Genomic DNA, 12,159 nt, shown 5'->3' with positions numbered 1-12,159 from the left:
GTTTGGTGTAGCCAAAAGGATTTGCTTTTTATTTTGCCTCTGATAAAATCAGTCTTATAAAGAATAAAGGTTGGTATACGAATGAAATTAGATAGCAATAATCATTCAGTGTTCTTGTTGTATTATCATCTTGTGTTGGTCGTAAAATACAGAAGAAATGTGTTCGATGATGATATATCAGACTATGCAAAAGACATGTTTGTCAGGTTATCCGAGAATTACAACATAACACTGATAGAGTGGAATCATGATGTAGACCATGTTCATATTTTGTTCAAGGCACATCCGAATACAGAAATGACAAAATTTATTAATGCTTATAAAAGTGCAAGTTCTCGACTAATCAAGAGAGACTTTCCACAAGTGAAAAAGAAACTTTGGAAAGAGATGTTTTGGTCAAGAAGTTTTTGCTTACTAACAACTGGTGGTTCGCCAATAGACGTAGTAAAGAAATATATTGAAAATCAAGGTGAAAAGTGAGGTGAAATGATATGACAAAGCATAATAAAGCATATAAATTCCGTTTGTATCCAACAGAAGAACAAGCATATCTTATGCGTAAAACCTTCGGTTGTGTACGTTTCGTGTATAACAGAATGTTAGCTGAACGGAAAGAAGCGTATGAAAAATACAAAGATGATAAGGAACAACTAAAGAAACAAAAGCTTCCAACTCCTGCGAAATATAAAGCAGAATTTGAGTGGTTAAAAGAAGTTGATTCATTAGCTTTGGCAAATGCTCAACTAAACTTGCAAACTGCCTATAAGAATTTCTTTAGTGGTCAAAATGACTTCCCAACATTCAAAAGTAAAAAAGACAGAAAGTCTTATACAACGAATGTAGTAAACGGAAATATTATGTTGCTAAATGGTCATATCAAATTACCAAAACTGAAAATGGTACGTATCAAACAACATAGAGAAATACCACAAGATTATATGATCAAGTCATGTACGATTTCTATGACACCTACTGGTAAATGCTATGTGTCCATCTTGACTGAATACGAAAAAGAGATTGTACAAAAAGAAGTAGAAACAGTTGTTGGATTAGACTTTGCGATGGATGGATTATACGTTAGTTCTGAGGATGAGAAAGCCAATTATCCTAAGTTCTATCGTAAAATGTTAGACCAATTAGCAAAGGTACAACGAGTATTAGCAAGACGTTCTAAAGGCTCAGAACGTTGGAACAAACAACGTATTCGTGTAGCGAAATTACATGAAAAAGTAGCGAACCAACGAAAGAATTTTCTTCATCATAAGTCTAAAGAGTTAGCTATTAATTTTGATGTTGTAGCTATTGAAGACCTAAACATGAAAGGGATATCGCAATCACTTCATTTTGGAAAAAGTGTTGCTGACAATGGTTGGGGTATGTTCATTTCTTTTTTAGCTTATAAACTACAAGAACAAGGCAAACAACTTGTGAAAATAGACAAATGGTTTCCTTCCACAAAAACATGTAGCAATTGTGGAATTGTGAAAGATATATCATTGTCTGAACGAGTATATTCTTGTATATGTGGTATAAATCTCGATAGAGATTATAACTCAGCTATCAATATCAAAAATGAAGCAATACGTCTATTAGCGTTAGCATAAATAGCAATAAAATAACCTTTGGAACAAGGGAGTTAGCTCGGCTGTCTAAGGACTAATTCGTTAGCTATCAAAAGTAACGACTAACCGAGAAGCCCCCACTTCAAACAGTCCGTTAGGACGTTAAGTGGCGGGTAGTTCACAAATGTATTCAAAATTGAATGAGGAACGAAAAATCGTATTTGAGGATATAAAGAAAAGAGGTTCTATATATGAAGAATGAAGTAATTTTGAATAAAATTTCTACAATAGAGCGTTGTATAAAAAGAATTCAAGAGGTATATGGAAATAACCCTGATAATTTAGAGGATTATACAAAGCAAGATTCTATAATATTAAATATTCAAAGAGCATGCAAAGCAAGTATTGATTTAGCAATGCATATTGTTGCAGGGAAAAAATTAGGATTACCTCAATCGAGTCGAGACGCTTTTGATTTGTTGGTTGCAGCAGATTTACTTAGCGCAGAGCTAGCAAATAAGTTAAAGGCGATGGTGGGATTTCGAAATATTGCTGTTCATGATTATCAAAGTGTAAACTTAGATATTGTTCGCCAAATTATTGAAAAATATCTAAAAGACTTTAAGCTATTTACGAAAGAAGTTATGGGAATTCTAGACTTATAAAAGCACAGATCTTTGAACTATGATTACATTGGAGAACATTGTAGTAACTTTATATCATGAGGAGAAAAGTACTTCAGTGGACCCTTTACTTGCTTAAACAATTAAAAACAAATTAAGCGTTACATGAACATATTAAAAAAAGGCATTTTAAGGTGTCTTTTTTTGTTTTGGAGATTATTTACATATTTTTTCGTAAATGAAACATAATATTACTAAAATCAGTGGAGGAGTGTAAGGAATGCAAATTCGTGAAAATAATAATTCAAATGAAATTTTAGTAGCAGCTGCAGCAAGTGCTATTGAGCAAATGAAATATGAAATTGCTCAGGAGTTTGGTGTTACCCTTGGACCGGATTCAACAGCACGAGCGAATGGTTCAGTAGGTGGAGAAATTACAAAACGTTTAGTTCGTATGGCGCAAGAACAATTATCAGGTCGATATAAAATTCACTAAAGTTAAAGGTATATCCTGTTGAAAGGATATACCTTTTTAATTTTTTGAAAGAGGATAATGAAATTTTGATTGTTAGTTAAGCTTAGAAACTGCAAATTTAGCTGTGAAATTCATCTTCTTCATGTACGAAGAATTTACACCTGCTTGAAATTGTACAGAAATATTACCGTCTTTTTGTGCTTTGAATACTCGACCATATGGTGAATTAGCATTGTAGGTGCCAATTACTTGGTTATCTGTATCAAAGACCGTATAAGAAATTGGGAACCCAGAATTTTGTACAAAGACTGTAAGTTCTTCTCCTTTATTGAGACTAAATGTTTCCTTTTGAGACACTTCATAAGAACTCATAGAGTAATATTTTGTAACTTCTTGAATTTCTAAATTCGTAGTTGCTGCACTCGCTTTTGATGCCTCTGCCCCTGGTAAATTCATACCTGACAGTACTCCAATTCCTAGTGCCCCTGCTAAAATAACTTTTTTCATAATGCTAGTTCCTCCTTTAATATATTGTGAGATTTGAAAAGGAAGTGAAAATAAAACCTCCTGAAACCATTATAGTTACAATGAGAATGATTTTCAATAGAGGTTGATATGTAATTCTGCATACATAGAGTAGTGATATAAGGTAATCTATCAAGTTTAGAAGTATTCTTACAAGAAGGAGAGAATAAATTAAAAAAATTATGAATGAGATTGTAGCTGAATTTTACATTTTTTGATATTATTACAGATTTTCCGAACGGGAAAGCCCACTACGGTGCGATAGCACCCCCCTTTAGGGGTGGGATGATAGTGAGGTTGGATGCGGAGTACCACTGAAAACCGTAAGGTTCGTGGTACTTTAAGTATACAAAAGTGTTTTCTCATTTTTGTATACTTTCCTGTTGCAGTTTATTATACAAATTGATACATTTGATATATGAATGAATATAGAAGAACAAATACAACCGTATCCTTAGTTAACTATCATTTTGTGTTTTGTCCTCGATATAGGAGGAAAATATTCCTTCGTACAGATGTAGAAGAGCGCTTTAAAGAGTTGGTACAAGAAATATGCGACGAATTAGAAATTGTCATTGTCGCTTTAGAGTGTGACAAAGACAATACACATATGTTTTTAAACACACTGCCAACATTTAGTCCTGCTGATATTATGGCAAAAATCAAAGGAGTGACTTCAAAAAAATTGAGAGAGGAATTTCCTCACCTTAAACATTTGCCGAGTTTATGGACACGTAGCTATTTTGTATCTACCGCAGGAAATGTATCGAGTGCGACTATTAAACGATATGTGGAACAACAAAAGACAAGGGGCTGAGAAAGGTGCAAATTATATGTAGTAATTGCGGATTTGAACAATTTATGAAAGACCATAAATTCAACAGAGAATATAAAGATGACTACAATAAAGCCTTGTTTGTTCTGTGTGGGAGAAATACTTGTGATACTTCCCAAATTAAAATTCCGAATGGTTATATCAGAGAAATGATGTGGCTTGGTTCGTGGTCAATTGTGAGAGATATAACTTTAGACGAATACAAAAGTCTTAAAAGAGCCAGATTTCTTAAGGATTTAGGTGAAGAAAAATGTACCAAACTGTAACAGTAAAAATCAAGCTACTTCCTACAAAAGAACAGGCTTCCATCTTAAATGCTATGGGAAAAGAATATATCTCTACAATCAACGCACTTGTATCTGAAATGGTTGCCGAAAAGAAAACAACTAAAAAGACTACAAAAGATGTTCCTGTAAACCTTCCAAGTGCAGTGAAAAATCAAGCTATCAAAGATGCTAAGAGTGTGTTTCAAAAAGTAAAGAAGGGAAAATGTAAAATAATACCAGTATTAAAAAAAACCATTTGTGTGTGGAACAATCAAAACTATTCGTTTGATTTCACCTATATCCGTCTACCTTTAATGATAGATGGCAAAACAAAGAAAGTGTCTGTTCGTGCCTTATTGATTGATAAGCACAACCGTAATTTTGATTTGTTAAAACACAAATTAGGCACGCTTCGCATCACGAAAAAATCAAACAAATGGATTGCACAAATTTCTGTCACCATTCCTACCGCTGAAAAAACAGGAACAAAAATTATGGGTGTAGACTTAGGGTTGAAAGTTCCTGCTGTGGCAGTGACGGATGATGAAAAAACTCGATTCTTTGGTAATGGCAGACAAAACAAATATGTCAGACGTATGTTTAAATCAAAACGTAAGAAATTGGGTGAATCGAAGAAATTGAATGCGATTCGTAATTTTGATGATAAAGAACAGCGATATATGAAAGACCAAGACCATAAAATAAGTCGTGCAATTGTAAATTTTGCTAAAGAAAATAAGATTTCTGTCATTCGCTTAGAACAATTGGTGAACATTAGACAGACGACAAGAACAAGTCGTAAAAACGAAAAGAATTTGCATACTTGGTCATTTTATCGTCTATCTCAATTCATTGAATACAAAGCGAATTTAGAAGGTATTAAAGTTGAGTATGTAAATCCTGCATACACAAGTCAAACATGTCCAAACTGTTCTAAAAAGAACAAGGCACAAGACAGAAAATACAAGTGTAAGTGCGGATTTGAAAAACATCGTGATTTAGTCGGTGCTATGAATATTCGATATGCACCTGTGATTGATGGTAATAGTCAATCGGCCTAAAATGCTATATGCACTGTCTTAGGAGGGGCAATGAGATGCCCTCATCTTGAAGGCTGTTCAAAACAGAAATGGACTGCGAACGTTTAGTCATTCAAGAATCCCACCCGTCACACCGTTAGGTGTAGGGCTTGCGGCTTTAGCCGTGGGAGTCTCAAATGTGTATTAAGTGAATATTTTGTTGAGCTTATTTTTGTATGCAGGGGATGCGTTATTAATTCTAAAATATAAGAAAAAGGAAGGTATAATCCTTCCTTTCATTATCCAGTATGTCCATGTGAATATTTAATGACATTATTAAAATATATACTATAAGATGTGAAGTGAACTCATTATTTAATTTACTAATGTAATTGGCGCTGTGTACATTGTATCAACGTGTCCATCAGCATGTGTTACTTCAATTTTCATGCGATATGTTCCTGGTTCAGAAATTGCCCCACCATTGCCAGTCTCAGCATCAAAATCTTCATATACATTTGTTCCAGCTGGTAATAGTGAACCATACCGAAAATCAGCGTCATAATAATCCCAACCAGTATCGTATTGTTTTTCTACAGATGCTTTGTAATGTACATCATATGCATTATCATTTGTTGCTCGTAGGATAATATTTTGTCCCATTCTGTATTTCGTATCTGAAAGTTGAATTGTGAAATTATTCAACGTTTCTTTAGGCCCACAAATGTATCGGCAAAATTCGCTCGCTCCATCTGCTTGAGCTTTGGGTGTTTCCACGTTCATTGCTGTTAAACTACCAAGAGCCAAAGTTCCTGCTAATAATACTTTACCAAATGTTTTCATTTGAAATTCCCCCTGAGTGTATTTTCAATTCGTTCAGTAGTTGTAACATCAAGTAGTTTTATTACATTAATCAAATCTAACGCTCTTTTTTACTTGAGTATATTTGCTACCAATTTTTCATCTTGTAGTAATCCAATCTGTACATAAAATTCCATAGTTTTATTTCCCATGTATGTACCTTAATGCCCATAGAATAAATCCGTTAATATGTCGGTTGCCGATGATACGTTTTGTTTATTTACTTGTATCACCTCTTCATTACCGTTTATTGGTAAAATGGTAATTTCATTATACATAATATTGGAATCTACTGACAAGAGACAATAATGCTTATATAACCATTAGCAGGAAATGAAAGTATTAAATAAGGGTAGTGTTCAATATGAAGAGAAGAACATTTGAAATGCGTGAAAAACGATTAGCAGAACTATTAGGGGAAAAAGTACTATGGGGGTTTGAAAGTGCTGTAACAGAAGAGAGTGAGAAGCAGGAATTAGAGTCTACACCAGGTTTATTAGAAGATCTATTCATACATGCAAGAGAAACCATTCAAATTCAAAAGATGAACAAGAGTATAACAAAATCCTCTGTAAAAACAGAGGATTTTGTTAGATAAAGATAGATAATTTATGGAAGTGTATGTAGGATTAATCAATCATAAGTTTGTTATTTCTGAATTATTTGTAGAGCTTTCATCTGTTCTAAAAGAATTGAATTGTTTTGTTCAATCATCTTTGCCACTGCTTCAAAGTAAGCTTGATTCTCAAGAACCTCAATCTGCTTCTCTTTAGGGAGTGATTGAAGTATTTCTTTTATTTCTTTACACTCGTATATGTTATTCTCTGAGTCTTCGATTAATTTATTGCGACGATTTGTGTATTCAAGTGCACCTAAAGTCGCTAATGCGCGAGGATCTAATCCTAGGATTTCCATGTATTCATCTCCTTTCCTCTACAATGTTTTAATTCTCAGGCTGTACAGTTTTTACAACAACTCTTAGCACATTTACTTCAGCAGCAATTTTGGTCTTCTAGTAAGATTCCAACTTTGTATACAAACTATTTTCGGCGTATCCGTGTATTGGATTCTACACATTTTCAAGTTCCAGATAAATTCTCTCCTACATACCAAGGTTCAGGAGGTAGTGGCCAAAATGCTGGTGTAAAAATTCAACTAGAGTATGATTTACTAAGTGGTCAGTTTCTACATGTTCATGTAGGAGCTGGAAAGCACAATGATAAAACCTATGGGTCTACTTGCCTAACATCTCTTCAACCGCAAGATGTATGTATACGTGATTTAGGATACTTCGATTTAAAAGATCTACATATGATAGACAAGTGTGGTGCTTATTTTATTTCACGATTAAAGCTCAATACTCGTATATATCAGAAAAATAGGGAGCCTGATTACTTTCAAAATGGAACAATAAAAAAGCACTCTGAGTACATACAACTAGATATGGAGCAATTCATTGACCAATTACAGTCTGGTGAAACATATGAGATTCCTGAGATTTATATTGGAATGTATCAAAAACTTCCTGCAAAACTAATTCTGTATAAATTAACTGAAACGCAAATGAAACGTAGACAAAAGGATCTAGCATCTAAAGAACATAAGAAGCAAATCACCTATAAAGAACGAAGTAAGCGGCTTAGTGCAATTAACTTTTACATTACAAATATTCCTTTGGAATATCTACCAAAGGAACAAGTATACGATTTTTACTCCTTACGTTGGCAAATTGAACTGATATTTAAAACATGGAAATCGTTTTTTCGTATTCATCACTGTAATTCTGTAAAATTAGAACGACTAGAGTGTCACTTGTACGGACAATTAATTAGTATTCTTCTTTGTTCCTCCACCATGTTTCAAATGCGCCAATTACTCCTCATCAAGAAGAAACGAGAATTAAGCGAATATAAAGCGATTTATATGATAAAAGATTATTTTCCACTTATTTATCAATCTCTACAAAAAGACACCCAAGAATTAACAAAAATATTGTCTCGGCTGTTTAATCTCTTACAGAAAAACGGACGAAAATCCCATAGGTATGAGAAGAAAACAGTCTTTGATATCTTAAGCGTCGTATATCACTTTTCTATGCCTCACAATCCTGTAGCGTAATCCAAAAAATTGAAACCCGATAGGGTTTATTTGGTATGCAAATCTTTAAAGAACTTACACTAGTTCTTTAGAAAAAAAAAATCTCACATGAAATTAAACTTATATAAGCTTAGCTTGATGGCGATGGGGCGGTACGCCATTTTGAAATGAAAAATAATGATTGAAAATAAAGTCATATAGACAACATTCACCCTTATGTTTCCATTTTTATTGAAATATACTAAAATATTACAGGGGAGGGTGTTATGAAAAAAGTAGTTGTGTTTTTTCTTATTGTAGCTTCTATATTGTCAGGTTTTATTGCATTTCAACAAACGGATCATAATGAATTTGAAAAAATGGAAAAGGTAGAACAGAGGATAGGTAAAGAGTTTGTTATCCCAGATGTACTGTTTTTTGCGAATCCTAGTGAAATTTATCCTATATTACTCGAGGCAGCAAAGGAGTCACATACAAATATTTTCCGTACAAATGTTGTGTATCATGAAGATGAACAGGCAGAAATTTTGAAGTATGTGTTACTAACAACTGAAACGATATATTTTAAACAGTTTCAGTTAAGTGGGGGGAATGTGTTAAAGTCAAAAGACACATTCCAAGGTAATGCTTTTTTATCGACAGTACATACGAAAGATACAAAACAAAAGGGAGTAATAAAAGATTTTGGAGATAATCATGAGATTACAATTAAACCGCTTCAAACGTCGTACGAACATTTACCTATGGCAGGAAGATATGTTGTAGAAGGAGTAGATGATAAATCATACGATGCATTTTTAAAGCTTTTCTCTAAAAAGCTAAATCAGCATTTTAAGCCGAAACAGTATATTGTTGCTGACGATTTTAAACGGAATCTTAGTAATAACGAAGAAGCTCTCGATTCACCAATTAATTCTTTATCCTATATTCAGTATATGGTGTTTATCGTGCTCCTCTGTTTTCTCATTTATTATGTATTTAACGAAGCGAAAAGGATTGGCGTTATAAAAATGCACGGCGTATCGAATGTGCGTTTATGGTTTATCGTTATAGGTAGAACCATTGCTAGTATGTTTGTTTTATCGATAGGTATTTCCGCACTTGCAGCTGCTATCGTAAAAAATGTAACTTCAGGGTTTATCTACACCATTATGTTCGATCAATGTAAAACGTATCTCATTATTACAATATTATCTCTCGTTTCATATTTTTATATTTCTAAAATTAAAGTCAATCAAATGATTAAAAATAGAAAAGATACAAAAGGTATATTTGTATTCAATACGCTGTTGAAAGTTACTTGTTCTATTATATTTGTTTTATTAGGGACGTCTATTTTAGAACAATATATTACAGTGAAAGAAAAACAAGTGAATTTAAAAAACTGGGAGAAAAACAAAGATTATGGTGTCTTTTATCCGCTTTCTGTAGGGAATGATGAAGATCAACAAGGGATGGATAAAATGGTGTCAAGTATAAATGGTGATCTGTATCCTATTTTAAATAAAATGGGAGCGGTATTAATTGATTCTAAGGATTATGAAGAATTAGAGCTTATTATAAGCAAGGATTATAAAGGAATTCGGTCAGTTACAGTGAATAATAATTACCTTCACGAATTTCCGCTATATGACATACATAATCAGCGCGTGCAAGTTTTAGAAGATATGGAAAATTGGATTTTATTAGTACCTGGAAAATATCAGAACAAGGAAAAAGAAATTCTTCGTTATTTTGGAGAATGGAGAAAGCCAGCAATAGAATATGAAGAAAAAAGAATGCATAGAGAAGTCCCGAATCATTTACGCAATCGAAAAATAGATATTATTTGGATAAAGAATAATCAGGAAATCTTTAGTTTCAATCCAGATGTATATAAATCTAATCATAATAAGATTAGAGATGAAATTATTGAGGTTATGACAGAGAATAATAGTCTTGTTGGAGAAAGAGATCTTATATTAGGCGGAGGGGCGAAAGATCCTTTAAAAATTAAGTTAATTGACAGAGATGTAGGATTAACTTATAAGGCATTGGAGCCAGAACTAAAAAGGCTAGGACTAGATGATAATTTAAAATATCTTGTAACAGTTGATCAATATATTTTAAAAGATATATACGATCTGCAAAAAACAATAAAAATGCTATTGACGGTTACTAGTGGACTAATTGTCGGCATATTATTTTTGGTAACACAGAATATTATTGTGTATTTCAATAAAAATCAGCAGAAAATAGTGGTGCATCGCTTATTTGGCGTAGGTTTTTTTAGAACATATAAGGGATACATGTTGCTATTTGTATTAATGTGGATTGTACAACTATCAATTTGCTTCATCGTAAAGAAAGAGTTTGATTTGAAATTACTTACAGTGGTGGCAATGCTTATTTTAATTGAATTTACCGCCTCAATTATTGCATTAATCACGATGGAACGAAGAAATAAAAAAATGGTGATAAAGGGAGGTTAATATAAACGAATGCAATATATATGTGAACTAATAGATGTTTGTAAAAGTTATGGAGATCATGCAGTTTTAGATGAGTTCAATTTAAAAATTTATGAAGGGGAAATGGTTGCGATTACTGGAAAAAGCGGATCTGGTAAAACAACGATTCTAAATATTATAGGAATGCTAGAGAACCCAGATAGCGGAGTCGTTAAATTGTTTGGTGCAGAGAGTCCTAATATGGGTTCTAGTAAAGCAAATAAGCTTCTGAGGACAAGAATGTCGTATCTCTTTCAAAATTATGCACTCATCGACAATGATACTGTAAATAAAAATTTAGAAATCCCCTTAATTTATGCAAAAAAAACAAAGACGGAAAAGAAAGAACTAAAAGCAGCCGCCTTAGAAAAAGTTGGACTGAGCGTATCATTACAGCAAAAAATACACGAGCTTTCAGGTGGTGAACAACAAAGGGTTGCCATAGCAAGGATACTTCTAAAGCCTTGCGAATTAATATTGGCCGATGAACCAACAGGCTCTTTAGATGATAACAATAGAAATGAAATTATACAAATTTTAAAAAATCTAAATAAAGAGGGAAAGACAATTGTTATTGTCACGCATGATCCATATGTAGCACAAGTATGCGATAGAGTCATAGAATTATAATTTTTGCGGGAATGAGATTATAAAGGGAGAGGAAAAAATGCATATCGAACAATTCAAGCGACACATTGAAGAACTATTTGGAGAACATTTACTATTAAACAAATTCCAGCATAAACTAATGTGAATTTTGTCACGCTAAGGAAACCTTAACAACAGAAACGAGTATAAATTTTTCTCTAACTATTTGATTATAGCGAATATGACTTCGGTATAATTGATAGATGAAAATTTATTAGTTGTCTTTATCGAATACAAAAAACGGTTCTGGTGCAAAAACTTAAGGACAATTGCAATGAATCTATAAATCTTGGACATACTGTTACTATTACTTTAGAAAGGGTGCGTGATTGATATGGAAAAGGAAAATGTATTCAAATGGAAGCATTATCAGCCTGATATTATTTTGTTAACGGTAAGATGGTACCTACGGTACAACCTCAGTTTTCGTGATTTGGTGGAAATGCTAGAAGAACGGGGTTTATCCATTTCTCATACAACGATTATGCGTTGGGTTCATCAGTATGGTCCTGAATTGGACAAACGAATCCGTTCTATGCTAGGGATCAAATCTTTTGCCACAGCTACATCCATTCTTTCTGGAGTAGAAGCCATGCATATGATTAAAAAAGAACAGATTGATTTAGGGGAACTGGACTTATCCCCGTCAAGTAGACAACTGTAAAAAAGACTATGCAGCCATCGAAATTCGATATTCGATCGGAGCTCGATGATTGAGTCGTTTTTGGAATCGTTTGTAGTTATAATGATAGATGTATG

14 protein-coding genes and 3 pseudogenes are annotated in these 12,159 nt (G+C 33.2%); 13 read left to right on the top strand and 4 right to left on the bottom strand.

Annotated features, from left to right (window positions below; genetic code table 11):
- The first annotated feature begins 81 nt into the window (after positions 1 to 81).
- From tnpA (BWGOE10_RS11270) to BWGOE10_RS11255, 5 genes and pseudogenes are all read left to right on the top strand, one after another.
- Positions 82 to 480, top strand: coding sequence for an IS200/IS605 family transposase (tnpA, locus tag BWGOE10_RS11270; RefSeq protein WP_070142913.1), 399 nt, complete (start codon positions 82 to 84; stop codon positions 478 to 480).
- An 11-nt stretch (positions 481 to 491) separates the two neighbouring features.
- Positions 492 to 1,604: an RNA-guided endonuclease TnpB family protein gene (locus tag BWGOE10_RS11265; RefSeq protein WP_070142911.1), complete on the top strand. Its 1,113-nt coding sequence runs from the start codon at positions 492 to 494 to the stop codon at positions 1,602 to 1,604.
- Positions 1,605 to 1,743: 139 nt separating this feature from the next.
- Positions 1,744 to 1,824: pseudogene (locus BWGOE10_RS33980) on the top strand (nucleotidyltransferase domain-containing protein); the annotation flags it as partial.
- Positions 1,814 to 2,227, top strand: a complete 414-nt coding sequence (gene hepT / locus BWGOE10_RS11260; RefSeq protein WP_070142909.1) for a type VII toxin-antitoxin system HepT family RNase toxin — start codon at positions 1,814 to 1,816, stop codon at positions 2,225 to 2,227. The pseudogene BWGOE10_RS33980 and the gene hepT, both read left to right, overlap by 11 nt.
- 238 nt (positions 2,228 to 2,465) lie before the next feature.
- On the top strand, positions 2,466 to 2,681 hold the full coding sequence (locus BWGOE10_RS11255; protein WP_002187448.1) for an alpha/beta-type small acid-soluble spore protein: 216 nt from the start codon (positions 2,466 to 2,468) through the stop codon (positions 2,679 to 2,681).
- A 72-nt stretch (positions 2,682 to 2,753) separates the two neighbouring features.
- Here the strand turns inward: BWGOE10_RS11255 and BWGOE10_RS11250 are convergent, their stop codons facing one another.
- On the bottom strand, positions 2,754 to 3,167 hold the full coding sequence (locus BWGOE10_RS11250) for a hypothetical protein (protein ID WP_070142907.1): 414 nt from the start codon (positions 3,165 to 3,167) through the stop codon (positions 2,754 to 2,756).
- Between the two features lie 436 nt (positions 3,168 to 3,603).
- Between BWGOE10_RS11250 and tnpA (BWGOE10_RS11245) the strand changes: the two genes are divergently transcribed.
- The 3 genes from tnpA (BWGOE10_RS11245) to BWGOE10_RS11235 are packed head-to-tail and all read left to right on the top strand — an operon-like array spanning position 3,604 to position 5,347.
- A complete protein-coding gene (gene tnpA, locus BWGOE10_RS11245) occupies positions 3,604 to 4,002 on the top strand; it encodes an IS200/IS605 family transposase (RefSeq protein ID WP_070142905.1) in 399 nt (132 codons plus the stop codon).
- A gap of 5 nt (positions 4,003 to 4,007) precedes the next feature.
- Positions 4,008 to 4,286 carry a hypothetical protein gene (locus tag BWGOE10_RS11240; protein ID WP_236735988.1) on the top strand — a complete coding sequence of 93 codons (279 nt, stop codon included), beginning with the start codon at positions 4,008 to 4,010 and terminating at the stop codon, positions 4,284 to 4,286.
- Entirely contained in the window at positions 4,271 to 5,347 is a 1,077-nt protein-coding gene (locus BWGOE10_RS11235) for an RNA-guided endonuclease InsQ/TnpB family protein (RefSeq protein ID WP_070142902.1), read from the top strand. Before BWGOE10_RS11240 ends, BWGOE10_RS11235 begins: the two co-directional genes overlap by 16 nt.
- A 333-nt stretch (positions 5,348 to 5,680) precedes the next feature.
- On the opposite strand, the gene BWGOE10_RS11230 is transcribed toward BWGOE10_RS11235, so the two are convergent.
- Positions 5,681 to 6,148 carry a hypothetical protein gene (locus BWGOE10_RS11230; protein WP_070142900.1) on the bottom strand — a complete coding sequence of 156 codons (468 nt, stop codon included), beginning with the start codon at positions 6,146 to 6,148 and terminating at the stop codon, positions 5,681 to 5,683.
- 382 nt (positions 6,149 to 6,530) lie between these two features.
- Here BWGOE10_RS11230 and BWGOE10_RS33360 point away from each other — a divergent pair, with 382 nt between their 5' ends.
- A complete protein-coding gene (locus tag BWGOE10_RS33360) occupies positions 6,531 to 6,764 on the top strand; it encodes a hypothetical protein (protein WP_081338122.1) in 234 nt (77 codons plus the stop codon).
- A 50-nt stretch (positions 6,765 to 6,814) separates the two neighbouring features.
- On the opposite strand, the gene BWGOE10_RS33355 is transcribed toward BWGOE10_RS33360, so the two are convergent.
- The gene (locus tag BWGOE10_RS33355) at positions 6,815 to 7,081 is read right to left on the bottom strand and encodes a hypothetical protein (protein WP_081338124.1); all 267 of its coding nucleotides are present in this window, start codon (positions 7,079 to 7,081) and stop codon (positions 6,815 to 6,817) included.
- 21 nt (positions 7,082 to 7,102) lie between these two features.
- Here BWGOE10_RS33355 and BWGOE10_RS11220 point away from each other — a divergent pair.
- From BWGOE10_RS11220 to BWGOE10_RS33975, 4 genes and pseudogenes are all read left to right on the top strand, one after another.
- A pseudogene (locus tag BWGOE10_RS11220) lies at positions 7,103 to 8,284 on the top strand (IS4 family transposase); the annotation flags it as partial.
- 245 nt (positions 8,285 to 8,529) lie between these two features.
- Complete coding sequence (locus BWGOE10_RS11215; RefSeq protein ID WP_070142898.1) at positions 8,530 to 10,734, top strand: bacteriocin-associated integral membrane family protein; 2,205 nt, start codon at positions 8,530 to 8,532, stop codon at positions 10,732 to 10,734.
- A gap of 9 nt (positions 10,735 to 10,743) precedes the next feature.
- A complete protein-coding gene (locus BWGOE10_RS11210) occupies positions 10,744 to 11,382 on the top strand; it encodes an ABC transporter ATP-binding protein (protein WP_070142896.1) in 639 nt (212 codons plus the stop codon).
- 352 nt (positions 11,383 to 11,734) lie between these two features.
- Positions 11,735 to 11,941, top strand: a pseudogene (locus BWGOE10_RS33975) (IS6 family transposase); the annotation flags it as partial.
- Between the two features lie 129 nt (positions 11,942 to 12,070).
- Here BWGOE10_RS33975 and BWGOE10_RS33970 read toward each other — a convergent pair.
- Entirely contained in the window at positions 12,071 to 12,154 is an 84-nt protein-coding gene (locus BWGOE10_RS33970) for a hypothetical protein (RefSeq protein WP_367890491.1), read from the bottom strand.
- Between the last annotated feature and the right edge of the window lie 5 nt (positions 12,155 to 12,159).

Source organism: Bacillus mycoides (genome assembly GCF_001757995.1).
GTDB lineage: Bacteria > Bacillota > Bacilli > Bacillales > Bacillaceae_G > Bacillus_A > Bacillus_A mycoides_B.
This window is presented reverse-complemented; position numbering and strand designations above follow the sequence as displayed.